Raw genomic sequence first — 22,976 nt, 5'->3', positions numbered from 1 at the left:
CGATCAGAAAACTGGGTGCAAAACCCCCGTTCCATCCTTCTATGATCGGAGATTACGCAGATGAAGATGACCACTGAAGAAGCCTTTGTAAAAACCCTGCAGATGCATGGCATCGAACATGCGTTCGGTATCATCGGCTCGGCCATGATGCCGATCTCCGACATCTTTGGCAAAGCAGGCATCACTTTCTGGGATTGTGCCCACGAAGGGTCCGGCGGCATGATGGCTGACGGCTACACCCGCGCAACCGGCAAGATGTCGATGATGATCGCCCAGAACGGCCCCGGCATCACCAATTTTGTGACCGCCGTCAAAACTGCCTATTGGAACCACACTCCGCTGCTGCTGGTCACTCCGCAGGCCGCAAACAAGACCATGGGTCAAGGTGGATTCCAGGAAATGGAGCAGATGCGCATGTTCGCAGACTGCGTTTGCTACCAGGAAGAGGTGCGTGACCCCAGCCGTATGGCCGAGGTTCTGAGCCGCGTAATCATGAACGCCAAGCGCGCTTCGGCACCTGCGCAGATCAACGTTCCGCGCGACTTCTTCACTCAGGTGATCGACATCGAGCTGCCTGCTGTTGTTGAGTTTGAACTGCCTTCGGGTGGTGCATCGGCCGTATCCGAAGCTGCCGCTCTGCTGTCGAACGCAAAGAACCCCGTTATCCTGAACGGTGCAGGCACCGTTCTGTCGAAAGGCGGCATCGAAGCGTCGAAAGCACTGGCCGAGCGTCTGGACGCTCCGGTTTGCGTTGGCTACCAGCACAATGACGCTTTCCCCGGCTCGCACCCACTGTTCGCTGGCCCGCTGGGCTATAACGGCTCAAAAGCCGGTATGCAGCTGATCAAGGAAGCAGACGTTGTTCTGTGCCTCGGTACACGCCTGAACCCGTTCTCGACCCTTCCAGGCTACGGCATGGAGTACTGGCCTGCAGATGCAAAGATCATTCAGGTCGACATCAACCCCGACCGCATCGGCCTGACCAAGAAGGTTTCGGTTGGTATCGTGGGCGATGCGGCGAGCGTTGCCACCAGCATCCTGAACCAACTGTCCGACACAGCCGGTGACGAAGGCCGCGACGCGCGCAAGGCTAAGATCGCCGAAACCAAATCGCGTTGGGCGCAAGAGTTGACCTCGATGGACCACGAGCAGGACGATCCGGGCACCACGTGGAACGAACGCGCGCGCGCTGCCAAGCCGGACTGGCTGAGCCCGCGCAAAGCATGGCGCGCGATCCAGTCCGCGCTGCCGAAAGAGGCGATCATCTCGTCCGACATCGGCAACAACTGCGCCATCGGCAACGCCTATCCTTCGTTTGAAGAAGGCCGCAAGTATCTGGCCCCCGGCCTGTTCGGCCCCTGTGGCTATGGTCTGCCTTCGGTCATTGGCGCGAAGATCGGCTGCCCGGATGTACCAGTTGTCGGCTTCTCTGGCGACGGTGCCTTTGGCATTGCAGTCACTGAACTGACCGCCATCGGTCGCGAAGAATGGCCAGCCATCACTCAGGTTGTGTTCCGCAACTACCAGTGGGGTGCGGAAAAGCGCAACTCGACCCTGTGGTTCGATGACAACTTCGTCGGCACCGAGTTGGACACAAAAGTGTCCTATGCCGGCATCGCCAACGCCTGTGGCCTGAAAGGCGTCATCGCACGCACTCAGGATGAGCTGACGGCGGCGCTGAGCCAGGCGATCGAGGATCAGAAGAACGGCATCACCACCCTGATCGAAGCAATGATCAATCAGGAACTGGGTGAACCCTTCCGTCGCGACGCGATGAAGAAGCCGGTTGAGGTTGCAGGTATCGACGCAAGCGACATGCGTCTGCAGCAGGTTTGATTGCTGTCAAAAACATAAGTCGGACCGGGTTCAACCGGTCCCCTTAAAAAAAGCAGAGGAAGGGGGTGCCTGCACTCTCTTCCTCTATATGGTTGAGCCCGGTGTGCTTACGCTCCAGTGTGTTCAACACGTACAGGTACCAAGGCGATCCGCCACAGGGAGAGACAGCGTGAATCAACAACCGAACCTCAACCTATCCCCACCCGTGTCAGACGAGATCCGCCGGACCACGTGCTATATGTGTGCCTGCCGCTGCGGTATCAACGTGCACATGAAGGATGGGAAGGTCGCCTATATCGAAGGCAATCGGGATCATCCGGTAAACAAGGGCGTTCTCTGCGCCAAAGGCAGCGCGGGGATTATGCAGGTGAACGCCCCGTCGCGCCTACGCGCACCGCTCAAACGCGTCGGCCCGCGTGGGTCTGGCGAGTTCGAAGAGATCAGTTGGGACGAGGCGCTCGAGATCGCTGTCGGTTGGCTAAAACCGATCCGCGAAGACAATCCTGAGAAACTGGCCTTTTTCACCGGCCGTGATCAGAGCCAGAGCTTCACCAGTTTCTGGGCACAGAATTTCGGCACCTGTAACTATGCGGCCCATGGCGGGTTCTGTTCGGTCAACATGGCAGCCGGTGGCATCTACACGATGGGCGGTGCATTCTGGGAATTCGGTCAGCCCGACTGGGATCACACCAAGCTGTTCATGCTGTTCGGCGTGGCAGAAGACCACGACAGCAACCCGATTAAAATGGGCATCGGCAAGATCAAGGCGCGCGGTGCCCGTGTGATTGGGGTAAATCCGATCCGCTCGGGCTATAACGCCGTGGCAGATGATTGGGTCGGCATCACCCCCGGTACCGATGGCCTGTTCATCTTGTCGATGATCCATGTGCTGATGAAGGCAGGCAAAATCGATCTGGATTACCTAAGTCGCTACACCAACGCGCCGGTCCTGATCAACGCATCCGACGGTCCGGAAAAGGGTCTGTTCCTGAAAGACCATGACGGCAAGCCATTGGTCATCGACCGCAATACCGGCAAGCTGACTGCTTTCGACACCCCCGGCGTCCGCCCTGACCTATCAGCGACCTACGAAAAGGACGGTGTCACCCACCGCCCCGTCTTCCACCACATGGCAGAACGGTATCTGGCGGATGAATACGCCCCCGAGGCAATCGCAGATAAATGCGGCGTACCGGCGACCCGCATTCGCGCGATTGCTGGCGAGCTCGCCCGTGTGGCCTTTGATGAAGCGTTCGAACTGGACCATGAATGGACCGATTTCCGGGGCGAGAAGCACTCGAAGATGATTGGTCGCCCCGTCGCGATGCACTCGATGCGTGGTGTCTCAGCCCATGCCAATGGTTTCCAGACCTGCCGCGCCCTACATGTATTGCAGATCCTGCTTGGAACGGTCGAAGTCCCCGGCGGCTTCCGCTTCAAGCCGCCCTACCCCAAGCCAGTTGAGGCGCATCCGACTCCGCATTGTAAGGTGACGCCGAATACACCGCTGGACGGGCCGCATCTGGGGTTTGTTCGCGGCCCCGAGCATCTGGCGCTGAAAGAAGACGGCAGCCCGGCGCGGATCGACAAAGCGTTTACATGGGAAAACCCGATGTCCAGCCACGGGCTGATGCACATGGTGATCTCGAATGCCCATGCAGGCGATCCCTACAAGATCGATACGTTGTTCATGTACATGGCCAACATGTCCTGGAATTCGACGATGAACACCAAGGGTGTCATGGACATGCTGACGGACAAGGATGAGAACGGCGACTACGTGATCCCGCATATCATCTATTCCGATGCTTATTCCTCGGAAATGGTGGCCTATGCCGACCTTATCCTGCCCGATACAACCTATCTGGAACGACACGACTGTATCTCGCTACTGGACCGCCCGATCTGCGAGGCCGAGGCAGCGGCAGACGCGATCCGCTGGCCGGTGATTGAACCCGACCGCGACGTACGCGGCTTCCAGTCGGTTCTGATCGATCTGGCCAACCGCATGGGCCTGCCCGGCTTTACCAACGATGATGGCAGCGCCAAGTGGACGGATTACGCCGACTATATCGTCAACCACGAACGCAAGCCGGGGATTGGACCGCTTGCCGGTTTCCGGGGCGAAAACGGCGACAAGGAAGGTCGTGGCGAGGTTAACCCCGACCAATTGAACCAATACATCGAGAATGGTGGCTTCTATGTCGCGCATATTCCCGAAGGTGCGGATTACTACAAACCTTGGAACACTGCCTATCAAGACTGGGCTGTGGGCATGGGTATCTATGACAGCCCACAGCCCTATCTATTCCAGCTCTATTCCGAGCCGATGCGTAAATTCCAACTGGCCGCCGAAGGCTACGGGGAACGCCAGCCCCCAGATCACCTGCGCGCGCAGATCCAAGATACAATGGACCCCCTGCCCATTTGGTACGAAACCGATCAGACCGGCAATGAAGGCTTCACCGTCAACGCTCTGACCCAGCGGCCAATGGCGATGTATCATAGTTGGGGCACACAAAACGCCTGGTTGCGTCAGCTGCATGGGCGCAACCCGCTATACGTCCCGACCAAGCTGATGCGTGAACACGGGCTGCAAGACGGCGATTGGGCCAAAGTCAGCTCTCCACATGGCGAGATCACGGTACCCGTCATGGAGATGGCTGCGCTGAACAACAATACCGTGTGGACTTGGAATGCCATCGGAAAGCGCAAAGGGGCCTGGGCCTTGCAGAAAGACGCCCCCGAGGCCACCAAGGGTTTCCTGCTCAACCACCTGATCCACGAGCTGCTGCCCCCCAAAGGTGACGGCCTGCGCTGGGCAAACTCTGATCCGATCACCGGTCAGGCCGCCTGGTTCGATCTGAAGGTAAAAATCGAAAAGGCCGCCGCTCCAAGCGATGCTGAAAGCCAGCCAGAATTCGCTCCAATCAAATCGCCGGTCGGGCAAGGGCCAAAGGATTTGGCCTGGAAGGTGGGCAAATGACCCGATCCGTTCTTCATCTGGCTATAAATATCTCGGGGTCTGGGGCAGAGCCCCAGCCCGCCCTGACCACAATCGCAGAGGCAAGGCAGTCATGACCCAGCTCCCCCAATCAACCGAACGCAAGATGGGTCTGGTCATTGATCTGGATACCTGCGTTGGCTGCCATGCCTGCGTCATTTCATGCAAAGGCTGGAACACCGAAAACTACGGCGCGCCACTGTCGGATCAGGATGCTTATGGTGCTGACCCTTCAGGCACCTTCCTGAACCGGGTGCACTCTTACGAGGTGCAACCCGCCGAAGGGCATGCCCAATTGATCCACTTCCCAAAATCCTGCCTGCATTGTGAAGACGCACCCTGCGTGACCGTCTGCCCCACCGGTGCCAGCTACAAGCGGGTCGAGGACGGCATCGTTCTGGTCAACGAAAGTGACTGTATCGGCTGCGGCCTGTGCGCATGGTCCTGTCCCTATGGCGCGCGCGAGCTGGATCAGGCCGAAGGCGTAATGAAGAAATGCACGCTTTGCGTCGATCGGATTTACAACGAGAACCTACCCGAGGTGGATCGTGTGCCTTCTTGTGTGCGCACCTGCCCGGCGGGTGCTCGGCATTTTGGCGATCTCGGCGACCCTGGCAGTGATGTCAGCAAGCTGGTCGTCGAACGTGGCGGCATGGACCTGATGCCTGAACAGGGCACCAAACCCGTCAACAAGTACCTGCCGCCCCGACCCAAGGACAAAATTGAGGAGCAAATTGACATCCTGGCCCCTCTGCTGGCCCCGGTCGCCGAAGAGCCCAAGGGTTTCCTCGGCTGGCTCGACAAAACCCTGGAGAAGCTCTGATGCACCCGGCACCTTCCGTTATCATCTTTACCACCCTGTCCGGCCTCGGATTTGGACTCTTGTTCTTCCTGGGGCTCGGCATACCTGACGTCTCGGGCTGGGTCGCGTTTGTGTTTTTCGCAATTGCCTATGGCTTGTCCGTCGGCGGTTTGCTCGCGTCGACCTTCCACCTCGGCCACCCAGAGCGCGCCTGGAAAGCCTTCACCCAGTGGCGCTCAAGCTGGCTCAGCCGCGAGGGCTGGTGCGCGGTCATCGCGCTGCTTGTCATGGGGCTTTATGCTATTGGTGCGGTCTTTCTAGGCCAACGCTGGGGTGTGCTAGGCTGGATCGGCACGGCATTCTCGCTGGCCACGGTCTTCACCACATCGATGATCTACACGCAGCTCAAGACCATCCCTCGCTGGAACATGAACCTGACACCGGCCATGTTCTTGTCGTTCAGCGTCGCAGGCGGGGCTTTGTTGGCCGGAGCTGAAGCGCTTGCCCCTTGGTTGCTGGCTATTGCCGGTGCCGTACAGCTTGCCTATTGGGCCAAGGGCGACGGTGCGTTGTCCCGATCGGGAACCACGCTGGCAACCGCGACAGGGCTTGGTGAGCGAGGCGCTGTCCGCGCATTCGAACCACCTCATACAGGTACAAACTATCTGCTGCGTGAGTTTGTGCATGTGGTCGGTCGGAAGCATGCGCAGAAACTACGGATGATATCTTTTGGTCTGGCTTTTGTGCTGCCTTTACTGCTGCTTCTGATCCCCTTTGGCGGCTTACTGATCAAGCATGTCTTTGCGCTTGTGGCGGTGTTGTCGCATGTCACCGGCGTTGCTGTTTCACGCTGGTTGTTCTTCGCGCAAGCAGAGCATGTGGTTGGGTTGTACTACGGCAAGCGTTGATGGGGGCTCTGCCCCCGTCGCGGCAAGCCGCGCCTCCCCCGAGATATTTTTGGCCAGACGAAGTTTGGATCCCGAATTAAAAAGGGCGGCACTCGATCTTCGAGACCGCCCTTACGAGTCCGTATATTGATTTCAGATTAATCCAGCATGCGCCATTGCTGCTTCGATCGCAGCTTTGGTGCTGTCTTCCAGCTCGGTCAGAGGCGAGCGCACTTCGGTGCTACACAGGCCAAGTTTGCTGAGCGCGTATTTTGCGCCGACCAGACCGGGCTCGATGAAGATCGCTTCGTGCAGGGGCATCAGGCGGTCCTGATACTCCAGCGCCATTTCGTAGTCGCCATTCAGCGTTGCCTGCTGGAATTCAGCACAGAGCTTCGGAGCCACGTTTGCGGTGACCGAGATGCAGCCCACTCCGCCATGAGCGTTGAAGCCCAGTGCAGTCGCGTCTTCCCCGGATAGCTGGCAGAAATCCGCACCACAGCTTGCACGCTGCTGGCTGACGCGCGCCAGATCTCCGGTCGCGTCCTTGACCCCGATGATGCGCGGCAGTTTCGCCAACTCACCCATCGTTGCAGGAGTCATGTCGATGACCGAACGACCCGGGATGTTGTAGATGATGATCGGGATATCGGCGCTGTCATGCAGAGTTTGGAAATGCGCCAGCAGCCCCTTCTGGGTCGGCTTGTTGTAATAGGGGGTTACGACCAGCGCCGCATCCGCACCGATTTTTTGCGCAAACTGAACAAACCGAATTGCCTCGACAGTATTGTTAGAGCCCGCGCCTGCGATGACAGGCACGCGACCTGCTGCAGCCTTCACCACTTCGGCGATAACCGTTTCATGTTCTTCATGGCTGAGGGTCGGGCTTTCGCCGGTCGTACCAACCGGAACCAGACCGGTCGAACCTTGCTGTATTTGCCATTCCACCAGGTGTTTGAGCGTTTCCAGGTCCAACGCGCCGTTGCTGAACGGGGTGACCAGGGCTGGCATTGAGCCTTTAAACATGGAACGCTCCTTAGGTGTTTTTTGCGCACCGGTCTGTCACGATTAAGGGTTTGTGAGTTGATCCCGGCGGCGCAAGGTTTATCCTGCATGGCTGTATCCTTGGTTTGTTGGGGAATGCAAGGGATGAGACGTATTCTGTCGCTTGGAATAGCGATGATTCTGGCGCTGATGCTACAGCCGCATGCCACTCGGGCGGATGCGACGCAGGATTTGCGCGCGGGGCTCTATGAGATGCGCAAGGGCGATTGGAATGCCGCGCTGCGCGTTGCAGGCCAGCGTGGATCGGTGGCGCGTGACATTATTGTCTGGCATTGGCTACGCGAAGGTTTTGGCAGCTCAGGCGATGTGCTGGTGTTTCTTGAGCGGCGCCCGGATTGGCCCGGTTTGGCCTGGCTGCGCCGTAAAAGCGAGCCATCATTCACCGGGGCCGATCCGAATCGAGTTCTGAAATTCTACGAAGGGATGCCTCCGCAAACAGCAGAAGGTGCTTTGAATTATGCCGTGGCTTTGAAAAGCCAAGGCCGCAATGGTGAAGCAGAAGCCGACGTCGTAACCGCTTGGCGGACCATGCCGATGGGGTCGGGCCTGCAAAAGGATTATCTTGAGAACTTCGGGAAACTTCTGAGACCACATCACGAGGCCAGGTTGGATCGGATGTTGTGGGATGGGCATCTGGTCAGCGCCGGGCGGATGCTGCCCCTGGTCAACTCTGATCAGCGCAAACTGGCCGAGGCGCGCATTGCCCTGCAAAAGCGCGAAAACGGAGTGGACGGCAAAGTCGCCGCAGTGCCGGAATCACTGGCCAAAGACCCTGGCCTGGCATTTGATCGTTTCGTGTGGCGGGATCGCAAAGAACTGGACGACAGCGCCATTGATCTGATGTTGGCACGCTCGACCGGACCAAAATCGCTGGGTGAACCCGACAAATGGGCGGAAGGGCGACGCAGACTGGCACGTCTTGAGATGCGCACGGGAGATGCCGAACGCGCCTATGCGATTGCCGCCAATCACCACATGACCCCCGAAATGGGCTATGGCTATGCTGATTTGGAGTGGCTCTCGGGATTTCTGGCGCTGCGCAAGCTGAATGATCCGGCCACGGCGGTGCGGCATTTCCAGAATTTCTCGGAGGCGGTGCAATCGCCGATTTCGAAGGGTCGCGGTGGATATTGGCTGGGCCGCGCCTATGCGGCGCAGGGGGATGCTGACAAGGCGCACGAGGCTTATGCCGAAGGCGCGAACTATCAGACCTCGTTCTACGGGTTGCTGGCGGCGGAACAAATCGGCCGTCCGTTTGACAGCGAATTGGCCAACCCACGCCGCGCGCCGCATTGGAAACAAGCCGCATTCGCTGACTCAAGCGTGTTGGAGGCTGGATTGCTGTTGCAGCGCGCAGGAGAGGGAAACCTTTCAGAACGGTTTCTAACCCATTTGGTGGAAGGTCTCGATCAAACCCAGGCCGCTCAGCTGGGTGACCTGGTGATCGAACTGAACGAACCGCATCTGGCCGTCATGATCGCCAAGCGCGCGGCAACAACCGGTGTTGTTTTGCCTGCCGCCTATTACCCAGTGCACCCGGTCGCAGATATGGGACTTCCCATGGCGAAGGAAATGACGCTGGCAATTGCCCGACGCGAAAGTGAGTTCGATCCGGTAGTCATCAGTGGCGCAGGCGCGCGCGGTTTGATGCAGGTCATGCCCGCTACCGCCAAACTTGTGGCTCAGGATTTGGGTATTCTGGGTGGCCATAAAACCGCGCGCCTAACCTCGGACTGGCAATATAACGCAAAGCTGGGGGCGAATTATCTTGCAACGCTTGCAGAGGACTTCAACGGCAATGTCGTGATGATGGCCGCTGGATATAACGCGGGGCCAAGACGGCCGATTTCGTGGATGGAACGCTATGGCGACCCGCGCCGGGGCCAGGTGGACGTGATCGACTGGATCGAGACCATTCCTTTCAAGGAGACGCGCAACTATGTCATGCGTGTCGCCGAAAGCCTGCCGGTCTATCGCGCTCGGCTTGGGCAGCCAGCTTTACCAGTGCCATTCTCAAAGGAACTAACCGGTTCGACCCTTTCGTCGTTCGCGCCATAAGGTGAACAGGCCCGCCGCGATCACCAAAGCTGCGCCCAGAACAACCTCGGGGCGCAGCGTCTCGTGGAAGATCGTGATGCCCAGAATTGCGCTCCACATCAGATGGAAATAGGCAAAGGGTTGCACGGCGCTGGCCTCTGCCATTTCGTAGCACTTAATCAATAGCCAGTGTCCCAGAGCGCCTGCGATGCAAAGCAACCCCATCCAAAACCAATCGCTGCTGGCCATGGGTTCCCAAAACCAGACACCAACAGCAGTCATTGCGACTGCACCAGCCACCCCAGTCCAGAAAAAACTGGTCGCAGTACTGTCCCGCCGAGCCGCATACCGTGTCAGTAGGCCATAAATCGCGAACATAAACGCCGAGATCAGCGGGATCACAGCCCAAGGGTTGAACACACCGGCACCGGGCTGCAGGATGATCAACACCCCGATGCAGCCGACCCCGATGGCGGCCCAGCGACGCCAGCCGACTTTCTCACCCAGAACCGGACCGCTGAGGGCAGCGATCAGCAGCGGATAGCTGATGAAAACGGCCTGGCTTTCAATCAAGCCCAGAATGGTAAAGCTGAAAACGGCGACACAAATTTCTGCGGCCAGTAACACACCCCGGAATATCTGGAGTCCCAACTGGCTGGTTTGCGCCGCCGCCCGCAAACCTCCGCTAGATCTCGCAGCCAGAGCAATCACGAATGCGGCAAAGAACCAGTACCGGATCATCACCACCATATACGTATTGTAGGTACCGGCCAGATGGCGCGAAATCCCATCCTGCAAAGCAAACACGATCGTCGCGCTGACCATAAGCGCTATACCGGCGTTGACGTTGTTCTTCTGGCTCATTGCTTCACCGCCCGGGTCATGTGCCGTTTACGGCCAAAGCCGGGGCTGCGGGTAACATCAAAACCTGCGTCGGATAGGCCCCGACGCACGAAACCCGCGGCAGTATAGGTTGCCGCTGTACCGCCTTGAATCGTGTGCTCCGCCACCTGCTGCATCAGTTCAGCCTCCCACAGCTCGGGGTTTTTTGCGGGTGAGAAGCCATCCAGAAACCACACATCTGCCTCACCTGCCCATGTGGGCAAGGTCTGGCGCGCGTCTCCGACCATGACCTCAAGATGCAACGTGTCCAGCACGCATTTCTGCCCATTCCATGTTTTCAGAAAGCGATCGGCCCACGGTGTCATCTCGGGGAAGGCGGCTAAAGCACGCGCCATATCGTCAGGCGCCATCGGAAAGGCCTCGAAGCTGGTGAACCGTAAAGGTGTAGTCTGCCCTGCTGCTTCCCACGCCGACCACGCGGTCAACAGATTCAGCCCTGTGCCAAAGCCCAGTTCAGCGATGTGAAACCCCGGTACAAAGCGCGATGGCAGATCGTTGCCTGCCAGAAACACATGACGCGTTTCCTCTAACCCGTTCTGCAACGAGTAATAGGGGTCATCGAACCGATCCGAGACCGGGATCTGGTCTTCCGACCAAGTAAGTTCGGCACGCTGGTCTGCCATCGGGGAATCCTGTAGCTAAGCGGCGCGACACTGAACAACGAAAAGGGGATTGGCAATGGTCGATGTGACGGTGCGGGGCGCAGGAATATTTGGCCTCTCCATCGCTTGGACCTGCGCACGGCGCGGCGCGAAGGTTCAGATCGTCGACCCATTTGGTCCGGGCGCGGGGTCCAGTGGAGGGCTTGTTGGCGCGCTGGCCCCACATGTGCCCGAAAACTGGAACACCAAAAAGGCGTTCCAGTTTGAAAGTTTAATCATGGCTGAACCGTTCTGGAAACAGGTCGAGGCCACCGGTGGTGTGTCGCCCGGCTACGCACGTCTTGGGCGTCTGCAACCCATACCAGACGCACGCGGATTGGAGCTGGCCCAAGCGCGTGAACAAACAGCTGCAACACTCTGGCAGGGTCAGGCTAATTGGCGCGTCCGGTTTATAGATCAGATTGGTGCCTGGTGCCCACCCAGCCCGACGGGATATGTCGTCCACGATACGCTAAGCGCGCGCATGCACCCAAGGCGTGCCTGCACGGCGCTGGTGGCCGCGCTTGCCGTAATGGGAGTAGAAGTTACCGCCGAAGCGCTCGACAAGGGGCAAGTCGTACACGCCACTGGACTTGCGGGTCTGCAAGAGCTCAGCAAGGCGTTTGGCAAGACAATCGGTAACGGCGTGAAAGGACAGGCGGCGTTGCTGCGATTTGATGCGGGCGACGTACCACAGTTGTTTGCCGATGCTGTTCACATCGTGCCTCATGCCGATGGTACGTTGGCCATTGGCTCGACATCAGAACGCGAATACGACGATCCGACCAGCACAGATGCCGCTCTGGACGATGTACTGGACCGCGCCATGCGTGCCGTGCCGGTCCTGCACGGGGCGGAAGTGATCGAACGCTGGGCCGGTGTTCGCCCCCGCAGCAAAAGCCGCGCGCCGATGCTGGGCGCGCATCCCCTGCACAAAGGGCAGTTTATCGCTAATGGGGGATTCAAGATCGGTTTTGGTATGGCACCGAAGGTGGCCGAGGTCATAGCCGACTTGATGCTGGAAGGGCGCGATAGAATCCCGCAGGATTTTCTGCCCGAAGCTTCACTCTGATTGCGGTATTGCCTTGGCTGACATGCATTGTCGGCCTCCGGGTCCACGCACCCAAAACTCCTGACCGTTCCGACACAGGGTCGCCGTTTCGAAATGCATCAGCGGCGACGACGCGCGAAATTTGAACTCTGCCAAGGGTCCCAACAGATCCGTTGCGAACAACATGAGGAATTGGGCCAGCAGAGGCCCATGGACAACCAGCCCGGCATAGCCTTCCACGTCGCGCGCATAGTCAAGATCGTAGTGGATCCGGTGTCCGTTAAACGTCAGCGCCGAATAGCGGAACAGCAGGGTTGTATCAAATTCAACACTGCGGTGATCCAACTCATCCGTTCGGGCCGTCGGAACTTTTGGAGCCGGTGCGTTTGATGAGGGATCTTCACGATAAACCAGATCCTGCCATTCGCTCACGCACAGCGCGCCATCCTGCCAAATCTCGTGACGCAGAGTGATGAACGCCAATGGTCCGCTTCGCCCAGTTTTTGTTACCGCGCTTTCCTTGACCGAACGACGCTCAGCCGCGACGCCAGCCATAAGGGGCTGATGGAACAGCAGTCGCCCGCCAGCCCACATGCGCCTTGGTAATCCCATGTCAGGGATCAAACCATGACCCACCTTTGGATGTCCGTCACGCCCAAGATCGCGCGGTAAACGCGGCGGCCAGAAATAGAGTTGATGAAAGAAGGGCGGCAGTGGCGATCCTGCCTCAATCGTCGGTTCCTGCCCCAATGCTACTTGCAAAGCGGCTGCCCGGGCCGGGTCCATGACATCGGCCTGAGTCACTATCTGGTTTTGGTCCTTCATCCGCATAACCTAGAAGTTGCGGTACAGACCGACAAGCGAAGTGGATTAATACCCGGCCTCTGTCCGCAGCTTCTGCATCAGGTGATGCAGCGTATGCTCATAGCGGTCGTTGGACAGCCGCCCGTCAGCATCAAATTCATTCGAGCTGTCCGCTAAGTGCAGCTCGGGACCTTGTAGAATGCGCGGCTGAAAGGGAACCATGAAGGACCGCAAGATCATTTGCGCCCGTTCACCCCCGGCGCGGCCCGCAGCGGCGGACATGACGGCGAGCGGTTTATCCATCCACGGCTTGCCTTTCGTCCGGCTGACCCAGTCCAGCGCGTTTTTCAGAACACCCGAAGGCCCTTTGTTGTACTCCGGAGTCGAAATGATCACCGCGTCGGCATCAGCAATCTGATCGGCTAGTACCTGCACGGCTGCGGGTACGCCCTCGCCTACCTCGAGGTCGCCGTCATAAAGCGGCAGATTCAGATCGGCCTCAATGAATGTGCCGGGCTCGAACAGGCGTGCAGCTTCGCGCAGCAATTTACGGTTGGTCGCATCCTGCCGTAGCGAGCCAGAGAGGCCAAGAAGGATCGGTTCGGACATGGGGAAACTCCGCTCTGGTGTTTCCCCTTAGTTATCCCGGGACAGGCCTGAACCAAAGCCCCGATGACGCGCAGTCACTGTGCGCGAAACGCGTGATCAGGTGTTGTCGCTGGGAACTACCACAATCTCGACCCGCCGGTTCTGGGCTTTCCCCTCGGGTGTCAGGTTCGATGCGATCGGGTTGTTTTCACCTTGCCCGACAGTAGTGATACGGGCGTAGCTGACACCATTGGCCTGCAGAATATCAGCCACCGCATTGGCGCGGCGTTCAGACAGTCCGAGGTTGTAGGACGCCTCTCCGTCACTGTCAGTATGACCGATAATCTGGACATTCGAATTCGGGTAGTTAACCAAATTCTGCCCCACCTTCACCAAATCGGCACGCAAGGCCGGGCGCACGGTGGAACTGTCGGTGTCGAAGGTGATGTCATTCGGAACCGTGACGATCAGGCGATCACCCGCGTTGACGATCGTGATGCCGTCATTCGCCAGTTGCTGCCGCAGCTCTGCCGCCTGCCGGTCAAGTTGGTTGCCGATCACGCCACCGCCTGCAGCGCCGATGGCACCACCGGCCAAGGCCCCCAGCAGCGGGTCGGAATCATTCGCAATCGCACCCACACCAGCACCGATCAGACCACCCAGCAACGCGCCTTGTTTGGCATTCTGATTGGGATCGTTTTGCACTCTGAGGGTGCCCGGGTCGGTACACGCCCCTAAAAACAGGGCTGAACACAGTCCAACCGTCAGTACACATTTGGAAATCGTCATGGAATCACCTTCTGCTCACGTACCCGTTCGCCGGGTTTGTTTCGTTGCGCTTAGTATAACACAGTGAGAACAAAGAGCCTCAAGCAACAATTGAGTGAAATCGGCGAATACCTGCCATTCAGGCGACCCCTTTGGAGCTATCCCAGCTGTTCTGCTCCTGCCAGATCGCGCGCAGAGGTTCCCCTTGCCCGCAGAAATGATCCTCGGTCAGTTCGCATGCCCAGATCCGATCTGTGCGGAAATGGCGAAACCCATTTCGCAGCTCGCACCACGCGGCCAGCATGGTGCATTCAATATGATAGATCAGGGCGACGGGCCGTATCGTGCGCTCGGTACGCTCATCTTCCGAATTCACGTAGGTGATGCGAATTTTACGTTCGGCCCGGATCGCTTCGCGATAGTTCACGACGGGCACACAACCCTTTTCCGGATCATCCATCGGTGCGCCCCAGGGCGCAACCTGTAGCCAGTCGGCTGGCGCGCGCAGGGCCTCGATCTTCTGACAAACTCGGTCAGCGGCCTGTTGCAAGGTGCTGTCACCCGTGCGGGCCAGCATCGACAGGCCCACCCACAGGGCCTCAACCTCTTCGGCGTCGAAATTGAGCGGAGGCAGATCATACCCGCGCCGCATCAGATAGCCAACACCCGCTTCGCCTTCGATTGGCGTACGCTGGGCCTGCAACGCGGCAATATCGCGGTAGACGGTGCGCACCGAAACCTCGAGCTTGGCGGCCAACGCATCGGCCGTCACGGGCGCTTCAGCAGCACGCAAGATCTGAATGATTTCGAATAGACGTGTCGATCGGCGCATCCGGGTCTCCTAAAGATCTGCTGACAACTTAGCACACCCCCCTGACAAGGCGGTGTCAGGAGTGTTGGGCGAAGATTGGGCAATTGCAATTCAGGAGAGTGACCATGCCCTACCTCGACAATCACGTCATGATGACCTTGAAACTGGATCGCTGGTCCCAAGATCACGTTTTGCGCGGATTCGAAATCGAACGTGAAATTGCTGCCGCACGGGAAAGCCAAGTTATACGCCCGGTCAAACGCACCAGGCGGTTTTCGCTCGGAAACCTGAAGATGCTTTGGACCAGTAACGCTTAGAATCAGAACTCGGCTGGCGCGCGAAATTTCATCGACACCCCGCCTTCGGGATTTTTGAGGCGCAGTTCTTCCGAATGAAGCATCAACCGCGGGAAGTCGCGCGCCACGCCATCGGCATAAAACGGATCACCCAAGATAGGATGCCCCAGCGCCTGCATATGAACCCGCAACTGGTGCGATCGTCCGGTCTTGGGAGACAGGCGAACACGCGTTGTCTCGCCCTCGTATTTAACCACGCGCCAATCCGTAACAGCAGGCTTGCCGGTGTCGTGACAGACCATCTGACGGGGGCGATTGGGCCAATCGACGATCAGCGGCAGATCAACCGTTCCCGTTTTTGGTTCTACCCGCCCCCATACGCGCGCGACATAAGCTTTGCGGGTCTGGCGATTTTCGAACTGTAGCCCCAGATGCCGCTGGGCATGCGGCGTCTGTGCAAACACCATTACACCGGATGTATCCCGATCCAACCGATGCACCAGCAGCGCTTGTGGAAACGCAACTTGTACGCGGGTCAGCAGGCAATCAGCAAGATGCGCGCCCCGCCCCGGCACGGACAACAAACCCGCCGGCTTGTTCACCACGATCAATTGCGTGTCTTCAAACAGCACATCCAGAGGGGAGTTTGGGGGATCATAGGTTTCGCTCATGCGCGCTTGCCTATCTCAGGCGGCCCCCTCCCGCAACGTCGTCCTTGCGTGAGTGAAAAGGTTCAGCAACTCTTTGGTCAACAAGAGGGAAGACGGTATGCACCCGACGATCAAACGAATGCAGGAAGCGGTGGCCAAAGGCGATGAAGGCCTGATCCAAGAGTTGCTGGCCGAACATGTGCGGTTTTCACCACCCACTTACTACAGCACCTGGACCGGGCGTGAACCTGTTGCAGCGGTTCTGGGTCATGTGGGTCAGGTGTTTTCCGAATTTCGCTATCGCCGGATCATGGGCGACGGCAACGATTGGGCATTGGAGTTTCAATGCAAAGTCGGTGCCTTGGACGCCGTGGGTGTAGACTTGATCACGCTGAACGCAGACGGACTTATTCAGGAATTTGAGGTCGTCATGCGTCCTTACAAGACCGTCGGAGCCTTGCGCGAAGCCATGATGGCACGAGTCATGAAAGATGCGCGCTTTCTAAAGTTCAAAGATGCGCTGAGCTAACGGTTCCTTTGCCTGTTGCCGCCGATCAGATTCTCAGAATTCCGCTTTTGCCTATTCTGGCAATTCAGGGGTTCGCGGTAAGGCGCAATGCGCAATTTCTGCCAGAACCGACTGGTCCCCGCCAAGGGTGTGCAGGGCACGGGCCCAGACTGCGCTTGTTGATCACCGGGGACAGCTCGGCCGCTGGCGTTGGGGCGGGCACACAAGGCCAGGCGCTATCCGGGCAACTGGTCGGCCAATTGGCAAAGCGTTATACCGTGGAATGGCGGCTTGAGGCGGCCACCGGGCATACCACTCAAAACACAATTGAGCAGCTGCAAGGGCTTTCCGAACAGTTTGATGTAGCCATAACGGCGCTGGGTGTGAACGACGTGACTCGAGCGAGAAGTAGACAGAGCTTTGAGGACCACCAAGCACGCCTATTGGACCTTCTGACCGGGCCGATGAAAGCCAGGCGGGTGATCGTGTCTGCGGTTCCTCAGATGGCGCGTTTTCCCGCTCTGCCTCAGCCGCTCGCCTGGTTTTTGGGGCAACAGGCTGCAAGGCTGGATCACGGCTTGCAGACGGTGGCTGCAGCATATCCGCAAGTTTCACATCTGGCGCTGAACCTGCCCGATGACCCGGCGCTCGCCGCGCCGGACGGATATCATCCAAGCCCCAAGGCCTATGCAATCTGGGCGGAACAGCTTGCCCAGCTCATTCGCTAGGCCTGAGACCGTATTTGCCGGATCATCGGGATCGAATATACAATCAACCCGGCCCAGATCAGGGGGAACGCGATCAATCTTGCCTGATCAATACGCTCTCCGAACAACGTGATCGCGGTGATAAAAATCATCGTGGGCGCGATGTACTGCAGGATGCCCATCGTCGACAGACGCACCAGTTTGGCCCCATTGGCATAAAGCAGCAACGGAATTGCAGTCACCAGCCCCGCGCCTGCAAGCAGCGCAGTGTCTGACACGGCTGCTCCAAAATGCCCGGCACCACTTGTTCCAAGCCAGGTGACGTAGGCCAGGGCGGGTATCAGTAGAATCAGGACTTCCAACAAAAACCCTTGGTTGGGCCCAATTGGGAGTGAGCGCTTGAAGAACGCATAAAACCCCCAGCTGAACATTAAGCCCAAAGCCGCCCAGGGTAAGCTTCCCGCCTGAAACACCAGTACCAACACCCCCAAAGCGGCCAACCCGACCGCAACCAACTGTGTTCGGTTCAGAGGTTCACGCAGCAATATCGCACCCAACGCAATGCTGAACAAAGGGTTGATGTAATAGCCCAAAGCCGCGTCCAGCGCATGCCCCGATGAAATCGCCCAGACATAAATCGCCCAGTTCACCGAGATCAGCGCCGCTGTAATTGCCGCCATACCCAACATTTTGGGATTGCGAAGTGCAGTTTTCAGATCGCCGGTCCGCCCGAGCGCTATCAGCAGCAGCCCGGCCACCGGCACCGACCAGATCACCCGATGCGCAACTACCTCGATCGGGCCGATATGCTCCATTGCTTTCATGTAAAGTGGCAGGAAGCCCCAAAGCACATAGGCCATCACAGCCAACGCCAGCCCTTTGGGCGTATCGGTATTGTTTGGTGGTACGCGGGTGTCTGCCACAGAGAGTCTCCGACTGATACCGTGTTTCTCTACGGCAAATCAGATGGGCTTGGGAACTATCAAAACTGTGAAGCAGGGCATCAAAGTTTCTGATAGGTCGCGCGTTCTGCAGCCAACCTATATGCGAAGCGCTGTCTCACGCTCATGGATATTGTTGGCCAGATGAGCAGGTGATCCCTTATTCATCTGGCCACAAATACTCTCGCGAGCGTCGCCCGGTACGGACGGTGGGGCAGAGCCTACCACTGTCGATGTTTTCTAGACTTTGACCCGCTCGGATTTCGCATCATACATCGGTTTCAACGACGCCTCTGCCTGGACTTTCACACCACAGACATCGATCTCATAGGTCGAGGCCAGCACGTCTGCAGGCTTTTCGCCCTCGCAGGGCACATAGCCCAGACCAATGGCACCACCCAGCGTGTGACCATAATTGCCCGAGCTAAGGTAACCTACATATTCACCATCGCGCACGATTGGTTCGTTGTGGAACAACAGTGGTTCGGGATCAGTCAGTCTAAACTGGACAAGCCGGTTCTTGGGCCCGCTTTCCTTGCGGGCCATCACCGCCTCACGACCGATGAAATCGCTGCCTTTGTCCACTTTGACGGCAAATCCCAATCCCGCGTCGACCACGTGATCCTCGCAGGTGATGTCATGACCGAAATGGCGAAAACCCTTCTCGATCCGGCAACTGTCCATCATGTGCATGCCGCAGAGTTTCAGGCCCATATCTTGTCCGGCTTCGTGCAACGCCTCAAAAACATGACCTGCCATGTCGGACGACACATAGATCTCCCACCCTAGCTCACCCACATAGGTCACCCTGTGGGCGCGAGCGAGACCCATACCGATCTCAATCTGTTGCGCCGTGCCAAAGGGGTTAGTCCTGTTCGAGAAATCAGCGGGCGAAACCTTTTCAAGCAATGCACGTGCGTTCGGCCCCATGACGGCCAAAACGCCCTCGCCAGCGGTGACATCGGTGATAACCACATTGAAGCCGCCTGCATGACGCATCATCCAGGTCTGATCCGCCAATCGGGTCGCCGCGGGGGTGACGACCAGGTAGGCGGTCTCAGTCAACCGTGTGACCGTGACATCTGCTTCGATCCCACCGCTACGGTTTAGGAATTGGGTGTAGACGATCTTGCCATTGGGCACTGAATAATCGCCGCCGCCGATATAGTTCATGAATTTCTCGGCATCCGGCCCTTCGACGCGGATTTTGCCGAAGGACGACATGTCATACATGCCTACATTTTCGCGCACGGCTCGGTGTTCGGCAGCCGAATTCTCGAACCAGTTCTGCCGTTTCCAGCTGTATTGATATTCTCGTTCCTGCCCTTCGTTGGCAAACCAATTGGCGCGCTCCCACCCAGCCAATTCGCCCATCACGGCACCCTGTTCGATCAGGTGATGGTGAAACGGTGTCCGGCGCACACCGCGCGCGGTGGCCTTTTGGCGATAGGGATAGTGGTCGGCATAAAGCAGGCCGAGCGTCTCTTTCGAACGTTCAAAGAGGTACTGCTTGTTGCCCTGAAACGGCTGCATGCGACTGATGTCAACATCGCCCAGATCGAACGGTTTCTCGCCCGAGTCCATCCACTCGGCCAGTGCCATACCGGCACCACCCGCCGACTGAATACCAATAGAATTGAACCCTGCAGCGACCCAAACGTTATCCATCTCGGGGGCGAGTCCCAAGTGATAGGCATCATCCGGCGTAAAGGACTCGGGGCCGTTAAAGAAGGTGTGAATCCCCGCCTCGGCCAACATCGGCATCCGATTGCAGGCCGCTTCGAGTATTGGTTCAAAGTGATCGAAATCCTCTGGCAACTGGTCGAATTCGAAACTGTCGGGGATGCCGTTCATCGCCCAGGGTTTTGCATTTGGCTCAAACGCGCCCAGCAGGATTTTGCCGGCATCCTCTTTGTAGTAGGCACATTCATCCGGTACGCGCAGCACCGGCAGTTGGGTCAGCCCGTCGATCCCTTCGGTCACGATATAGAAATGTTCGCAGGCGTGAAGCGGCACGTTCACACCTGCCATCTTACCAACCTCGTGGCCCCACATGCCCGCACAGTTCACCACCATGTCGCATTCGATATGGCCCGAGGAACTGCCATCGTCCGCACTCCAGTCCACGCCGGTGACTTTACGACCCTGCTTGACGATGTCTGTGACTTTCACACGTTCTTTGACGACGCCACCGCGCTGACGCGCACCTTTAGCCAAAGCCAGAGCGATATTCGCTGGATCACCCTGCCCGTCCAAAGGCAAATAAACCGCCCCCTTGACCCCTTCGAGGTTGAGATGGGGATACAGCTCTTGCACACGATCATTGCCGATCTCTTCGACCTCAACCCCGAAAGCACGTGCCATGGCGGCCTGACGATAGATCTCTTCCTTGCGCTCTTCAGTCAGCGCCACCGTGATCGATCCGCAACGCTTGAACCCTGTGGCAACGCCAGTTTCTTCCTCAAGTGCGCCATAGAGTTCCTGACTGTACTTGGCCAGCTTGGTCATGTTTGCGGTCGCGCGCAGCTGCGCAATCAGACCTGCAGCATGCCATGTGGTGCCGCTGGTCAGTTGCTTGCGCTCAAGCAACACAACATCGGTCCACCCTTTCTTGGTAAGGTGATACGCGACCGAGCATCCGATGACGCCGCCGCCGATGATGACCACACGGGCCTTGGTGGGAAGATCAACCATCCTGATGTCTCCGCTGTCTCAGGTTCTTTGCAAAATGCCATGAAGGATCGACAAAAAAAGCGTCAAAAACGTCATCTCAATCGCGAAAATCACCTATATTCTGCACGTCTTTTTTGACGTCTCAGAACAAACGGAGTGACGCCAAAGACGCTTTTGTAAACGGATGAGAATCCGTTTGGAAAGCCGCACACCAAGCCGATTTCCCGCACGCTCATCGTTGTGTTCAAAAGCAGGTTGTTGGCTTTGGCCAAGCGCATTTCTCGGTAGAATCCGTTTGGAGTGGTTGCGAAAGTTGCCTTGAACTTGCGCTCAAGCGATCTGTTCGACACGTGTAACATGTCAACGATCTGATTGATCGGTAGCGGTTCTTCAATATTTGCCTGCATCAGCTTGATACACTGATCCAGCTTTGCATCACCCGTGGCTGTATTCCTAGCGCCAGAAAACGGCTGCATGGATGAGAAATCGCGAATGTTCTCGTGCAGCATGATATCCGCAACTGTCATCTTGGCGGCACCCGAAATGTGCCGCCCAATCACCGCCAGTGCCACATCCGTCGTTGCCTCCATTCCCGCGCAGGTGACCACCGAACCCTGTTCGGTCGCAATTGAAAGCTTGGCCTCAAACCGCGCGCCACGTTCGCGCAAGAAAGAAGCGTTTTCCCAATGGGTTGCCATATGATCAGCGCCGTTTTCGTCGATGTACCTGCTTGCCGCTTCGGCCAGCAAAAAGACCTGGGCTCCCCGGTACGTATAGTCGGGCACGACGCGACCTAAAGAAAGCTCTGGCTGATCCGGATCCGAGTTTCCGATCACAAACAGATAATCCGCATCGGGCTGCGCAGGTATGGTTTCGGTCGACACCGTCGCGCAACTGCTGCTTTCAACAGGCCCCCCCTTTCGGGACCGGTATGTGAATGTGAACGGAGGATGCGCGCAAACCCGGTTGGCCAGGCGCAACATATCGACCAACGAGGCCAATTCAAGCAACACGAAACCGGGTGCAACCAGAATATCGAAATGCTGCTGATCCCGATCTTTTCGCCGTTCAGGTTTGTTGCGGATCGACATGAGGCACACTCAAACAATTGTGTGCCCGGCCGCACGTAAACTGTCGGCAAGGGTTTCGATATGATCTGGCCCAACTTCGCAGCAACCGCCAACAATCGTCGCGCCCTGCGCCACCCAGCCCATGGCATGCTGCGCATAGGCGTCAGGGTCTAGGTCATGACGGCTTTCCAGAGAGTCAACCGTCGGGGCATCCTTCAAAAAACCGTCTTTGATACCAGTAAAGCCATTGGCATAAGCGCCGAACGGGCGACCCAGCTTTGCGATGATCTCCAGTGCAGCCGGAATCGCTTCCGGGCGCGCGCAGTTGATCAAAACGGCCTCGGGGGCGTAACGCACAACAAGCGGGGCGATGTCCTCCAGCGCTTCGCCTGACCGCAATCGCGTGCCGTCATCATCCATAACCGACAATGCCAGCCAGACGGGTTTGCCGCAATTCTCGGTACCGCGAAGCGCACCTTCGGCTTCCAGAACCGAGGACACGGTTTCGATCAGGAATAGATCAACCCGGTCTGCCATCAGTTGAGCCAGCTCGGCAAATTTTTCAGCAGCATCGTCTGGGTCGGGGTTCAGATCGGGCCGGTAGCTGGCCAAAAGCGGACCAAGCGCACCAGCGATACGACCGTCAGTTCCCGCGCAAGCCTGCTCGGCCCGCGAAAGAGCAGCCTCGATCAGAAGTGGCATCTGGTCTTCGATCCCCTCACGCACCAGCCGCGAGCGGTGAATGGCATAGGTATTCGTGGTGGCAATCGTCGCGCCACTGCGGAAATAGGCCGCGTGAACTTCGGTCAGCAAGTCAGGTTTGTCGATCATCACCCGCGTTGACCACAAAGGCGTGGGCTGGTCACCGCTGCGTTTCACCAGCTCCTGCCCGATCGAGCCATCTAAAAGCGTAATGTCAGCCATCTACCCCCCT

General features: G+C 57.9%; 21 protein-coding genes. 9 read left to right on the top strand and 12 right to left on the bottom strand.

Features of this window, described 5'->3' with window-relative positions; all coding sequences use genetic code 11:
* The first annotated feature begins 60 nt into the window (after positions 1–60).
* The 4 genes from xsc (at position 61) to ACRZ96_RS14950 (ending at position 6,550) form a co-directional block, all read left to right on the top strand.
* On the top strand, positions 61–1,836 hold the full coding sequence (gene xsc, locus ACRZ96_RS14965) for a sulfoacetaldehyde acetyltransferase (RefSeq protein WP_170425785.1): 1,776 nt from the start codon (positions 61–63) through the stop codon (positions 1,834–1,836).
* Positions 1,837–2,005: 169 nt separating this feature from the next.
* The gene (locus tag ACRZ96_RS14960; protein WP_480705807.1) at positions 2,006–4,822 is read left to right on the top strand and encodes a molybdopterin oxidoreductase family protein; all 2,817 of its coding nucleotides are present in this window, start codon (positions 2,006–2,008) and stop codon (positions 4,820–4,822) included.
* Between the two features lie 91 nt (positions 4,823–4,913).
* Positions 4,914–5,663, top strand: coding sequence for a 4Fe-4S dicluster domain-containing protein (locus tag ACRZ96_RS14955; protein ID WP_170514754.1), 750 nt, complete (start codon positions 4,914–4,916; stop codon positions 5,661–5,663).
* On the top strand, positions 5,663–6,550 hold the full coding sequence (locus ACRZ96_RS14950; RefSeq protein WP_480814793.1) for a dimethyl sulfoxide reductase anchor subunit family protein: 888 nt from the start codon (positions 5,663–5,665) through the stop codon (positions 6,548–6,550). Before ACRZ96_RS14955 ends, ACRZ96_RS14950 begins: the two co-directional genes overlap by 1 nt.
* Positions 6,551–6,682: 132 nt before the next feature.
* Here ACRZ96_RS14950 and dapA read toward each other — a convergent pair whose 3' ends face one another.
* On the bottom strand, positions 6,683–7,555 hold the full coding sequence (dapA, locus tag ACRZ96_RS14945; RefSeq protein WP_170406596.1) for a 4-hydroxy-tetrahydrodipicolinate synthase: 873 nt from the start codon (positions 7,553–7,555) through the stop codon (positions 6,683–6,685).
* Positions 7,556–7,678: 123 nt separating this feature from the next.
* Between dapA and ACRZ96_RS14940 the strand changes: the two genes are divergently transcribed.
* Positions 7,679–9,652: a lytic transglycosylase domain-containing protein gene (locus ACRZ96_RS14940; RefSeq protein ID WP_170625801.1), complete on the top strand. Its 1,974-nt coding sequence runs from the start codon at positions 7,679–7,681 to the stop codon at positions 9,650–9,652.
* Here ACRZ96_RS14940 and ACRZ96_RS14935 read toward each other — a convergent pair.
* Positions 9,617–10,495: a DMT family transporter gene (locus ACRZ96_RS14935; protein WP_170596824.1), complete on the bottom strand. Its 879-nt coding sequence runs from the start codon at positions 10,493–10,495 to the stop codon at positions 9,617–9,619. The genes ACRZ96_RS14940 and ACRZ96_RS14935 overlap by 36 nt on opposite strands.
* A complete protein-coding gene (gene mnmC2 / locus ACRZ96_RS14930) occupies positions 10,492–11,157 on the bottom strand; it encodes a tRNA (5-methylaminomethyl-2-thiouridine)(34)-methyltransferase MnmC2 (protein ID WP_480814792.1) in 666 nt (221 codons plus the stop codon). The genes ACRZ96_RS14935 and mnmC2 overlap by 4 nt, the downstream gene beginning before the upstream one ends.
* A 55-nt stretch (positions 11,158–11,212) precedes the next feature.
* On the opposite strand from mnmC2, the gene ACRZ96_RS14925 reads away from it, so the two are divergent.
* Complete coding sequence (locus ACRZ96_RS14925) at positions 11,213–12,247, top strand: NAD(P)/FAD-dependent oxidoreductase (RefSeq protein ID WP_480814791.1); 1,035 nt, start codon at positions 11,213–11,215, stop codon at positions 12,245–12,247.
* On the opposite strand, the gene ACRZ96_RS14920 is transcribed toward ACRZ96_RS14925, so the two are convergent.
* The 4 genes from ACRZ96_RS14920 to ACRZ96_RS14905 form a co-directional block, all read right to left on the bottom strand.
* Positions 12,239–13,051 carry an HTD2 family dehydratase gene (locus ACRZ96_RS14920; RefSeq protein ID WP_480814790.1) on the bottom strand — a complete coding sequence of 271 codons (813 nt, stop codon included), beginning with the start codon at positions 13,049–13,051 and terminating at the stop codon, positions 12,239–12,241. The two genes, ACRZ96_RS14925 and ACRZ96_RS14920, sit on opposite strands and share 9 nt — an antisense overlap.
* Before the next feature lie 45 nt (positions 13,052–13,096).
* The gene (locus ACRZ96_RS14915) at positions 13,097–13,639 is read right to left on the bottom strand and encodes an NADPH-dependent FMN reductase (RefSeq protein ID WP_480814789.1); all 543 of its coding nucleotides are present in this window, start codon (positions 13,637–13,639) and stop codon (positions 13,097–13,099) included.
* A gap of 96 nt (positions 13,640–13,735) precedes the next feature.
* The gene (locus ACRZ96_RS14910; RefSeq protein ID WP_480562317.1) at positions 13,736–14,407 is read right to left on the bottom strand and encodes a YiaD family glycine zipper/OmpA-like lipoprotein; all 672 of its coding nucleotides are present in this window, start codon (positions 14,405–14,407) and stop codon (positions 13,736–13,738) included.
* Positions 14,408–14,525: 118 nt separating this feature from the next.
* Positions 14,526–15,218 (bottom strand): helix-turn-helix transcriptional regulator, encoded by a 693-nt coding sequence (locus tag ACRZ96_RS14905; protein ID WP_480562316.1) that lies wholly within the window; start codon positions 15,216–15,218, stop codon positions 14,526–14,528.
* Between the two features lie 104 nt (positions 15,219–15,322).
* Here ACRZ96_RS14905 and ACRZ96_RS14900 point away from each other — a divergent pair, with 104 nt between their 5' ends.
* On the top strand, positions 15,323–15,514 hold the full coding sequence (locus ACRZ96_RS14900) for a hypothetical protein (protein ID WP_480705821.1): 192 nt from the start codon (positions 15,323–15,325) through the stop codon (positions 15,512–15,514).
* A gap of 2 nt (positions 15,515–15,516) precedes the next feature.
* Here ACRZ96_RS14900 and ACRZ96_RS14895 read toward each other — a convergent pair whose 3' ends face one another.
* Positions 15,517–16,164 carry an RluA family pseudouridine synthase gene (locus ACRZ96_RS14895; protein ID WP_480771696.1) on the bottom strand — a complete coding sequence of 216 codons (648 nt, stop codon included), beginning with the start codon at positions 16,162–16,164 and terminating at the stop codon, positions 15,517–15,519.
* 97 nt (positions 16,165–16,261) lie between these two features.
* Between ACRZ96_RS14895 and ACRZ96_RS14890 the strand changes: the two genes are divergently transcribed.
* Positions 16,262–16,672, top strand: a complete 411-nt coding sequence (locus ACRZ96_RS14890; protein ID WP_480771697.1) for a nuclear transport factor 2 family protein — start codon at positions 16,262–16,264, stop codon at positions 16,670–16,672.
* 155 nt (positions 16,673–16,827) lie between these two features.
* Positions 16,828–17,379, top strand: coding sequence for an SGNH/GDSL hydrolase family protein (locus tag ACRZ96_RS14885; RefSeq protein ID WP_480705826.1), 552 nt, complete (start codon positions 16,828–16,830; stop codon positions 17,377–17,379).
* On the opposite strand, the gene rarD is transcribed toward ACRZ96_RS14885, so the two are convergent.
* The 4 genes from rarD to ACRZ96_RS14865 all read right to left on the bottom strand — a co-directional run bounded on the left by rarD (position 17,376) and on the right by ACRZ96_RS14865 (position 22,966).
* Positions 17,376–18,281 carry an EamA family transporter RarD gene (rarD, locus tag ACRZ96_RS14880; protein WP_170406626.1) on the bottom strand — a complete coding sequence of 302 codons (906 nt, stop codon included), beginning with the start codon at positions 18,279–18,281 and terminating at the stop codon, positions 17,376–17,378. The genes ACRZ96_RS14885 and rarD overlap by 4 nt on opposite strands.
* A 258-nt stretch (positions 18,282–18,539) precedes the next feature.
* Positions 18,540–20,993, bottom strand: a complete 2,454-nt coding sequence (locus tag ACRZ96_RS14875) for a GcvT family protein (protein ID WP_480705828.1) — start codon at positions 20,991–20,993, stop codon at positions 18,540–18,542.
* An 89-nt stretch (positions 20,994–21,082) separates the two neighbouring features.
* The gene (locus ACRZ96_RS14870; RefSeq protein WP_480814788.1) at positions 21,083–22,063 is read right to left on the bottom strand and encodes a GlxA family transcriptional regulator; all 981 of its coding nucleotides are present in this window, start codon (positions 22,061–22,063) and stop codon (positions 21,083–21,085) included.
* 9 nt (positions 22,064–22,072) lie between these two features.
* Positions 22,073–22,966, bottom strand: coding sequence for a homocysteine S-methyltransferase family protein (locus ACRZ96_RS14865; RefSeq protein ID WP_480705831.1), 894 nt, complete (start codon positions 22,964–22,966; stop codon positions 22,073–22,075).
* Positions 22,967–22,976: the final 10 nt, after the last annotated feature.

Source organism: Ruegeria sp. CF1 (genome assembly GCF_056537445.1).
This window is presented reverse-complemented; position numbering and strand designations above follow the sequence as displayed.

Excerpts from the sequence above, each read along its gene's own strand:
- xsc (WP_170425785.1), top strand. The coding sequence starts at position 61 with ATGAAGATGACCACTGAAGAAGCCTTTGTAAAAACCCTGCAGATGCAT.
- ACRZ96_RS14955 (WP_170514754.1), top strand. The coding sequence starts at position 4,914 with ATGACCCAGCTCCCCCAATCAACCGAACGCAAGATGGGTCTGGTCATT.
- ACRZ96_RS14950 (WP_480814793.1), top strand. The coding sequence starts at position 5,663 with ATGCACCCGGCACCTTCCGTTATCATCTTTACCACCCTGTCCGGCCTC.
- dapA (WP_170406596.1), bottom strand. The coding sequence starts at position 7,555 with ATGTTTAAAGGCTCAATGCCAGCCCTGGTCACCCCGTTCAGCAACGGC.
- ACRZ96_RS14940 (WP_170625801.1), top strand. The coding sequence starts at position 7,679 with ATGAGACGTATTCTGTCGCTTGGAATAGCGATGATTCTGGCGCTGATG.
- ACRZ96_RS14935 (WP_170596824.1), bottom strand. The coding sequence starts at position 10,495 with ATGAGCCAGAAGAACAACGTCAACGCCGGTATAGCGCTTATGGTCAGC.
- mnmC2 (WP_480814792.1), bottom strand. The coding sequence starts at position 11,157 with ATGGCAGACCAGCGTGCCGAACTTACTTGGTCGGAAGACCAGATCCCG.
- ACRZ96_RS14925 (WP_480814791.1), top strand. The coding sequence starts at position 11,213 with ATGGTCGATGTGACGGTGCGGGGCGCAGGAATATTTGGCCTCTCCATC.
- ACRZ96_RS14920 (WP_480814790.1), bottom strand. The coding sequence starts at position 13,051 with ATGAAGGACCAAAACCAGATAGTGACTCAGGCCGATGTCATGGACCCG.
- ACRZ96_RS14915 (WP_480814789.1), bottom strand. The coding sequence starts at position 13,639 with ATGTCCGAACCGATCCTTCTTGGCCTCTCTGGCTCGCTACGGCAGGAT.
- ACRZ96_RS14910 (WP_480562317.1), bottom strand. The coding sequence starts at position 14,407 with ATGACGATTTCCAAATGTGTACTGACGGTTGGACTGTGTTCAGCCCTG.
- ACRZ96_RS14905 (WP_480562316.1), bottom strand. The coding sequence starts at position 15,218 with ATGCGCCGATCGACACGTCTATTCGAAATCATTCAGATCTTGCGTGCT.
- ACRZ96_RS14900 (WP_480705821.1), top strand. The coding sequence starts at position 15,323 with ATGCCCTACCTCGACAATCACGTCATGATGACCTTGAAACTGGATCGC.
- ACRZ96_RS14895 (WP_480771696.1), bottom strand. The coding sequence starts at position 16,164 with ATGAGCGAAACCTATGATCCCCCAAACTCCCCTCTGGATGTGCTGTTT.
- ACRZ96_RS14890 (WP_480771697.1), top strand. The coding sequence starts at position 16,262 with ATGCACCCGACGATCAAACGAATGCAGGAAGCGGTGGCCAAAGGCGAT.
- ACRZ96_RS14875 (WP_480705828.1), bottom strand. The coding sequence starts at position 20,993 with ATGGTTGATCTTCCCACCAAGGCCCGTGTGGTCATCATCGGCGGCGGC.
- ACRZ96_RS14870 (WP_480814788.1), bottom strand. The coding sequence starts at position 22,063 with ATGTCGATCCGCAACAAACCTGAACGGCGAAAAGATCGGGATCAGCAG.
- ACRZ96_RS14865 (WP_480705831.1), bottom strand. The coding sequence starts at position 22,966 with ATGGCTGACATTACGCTTTTAGATGGCTCGATCGGGCAGGAGCTGGTG.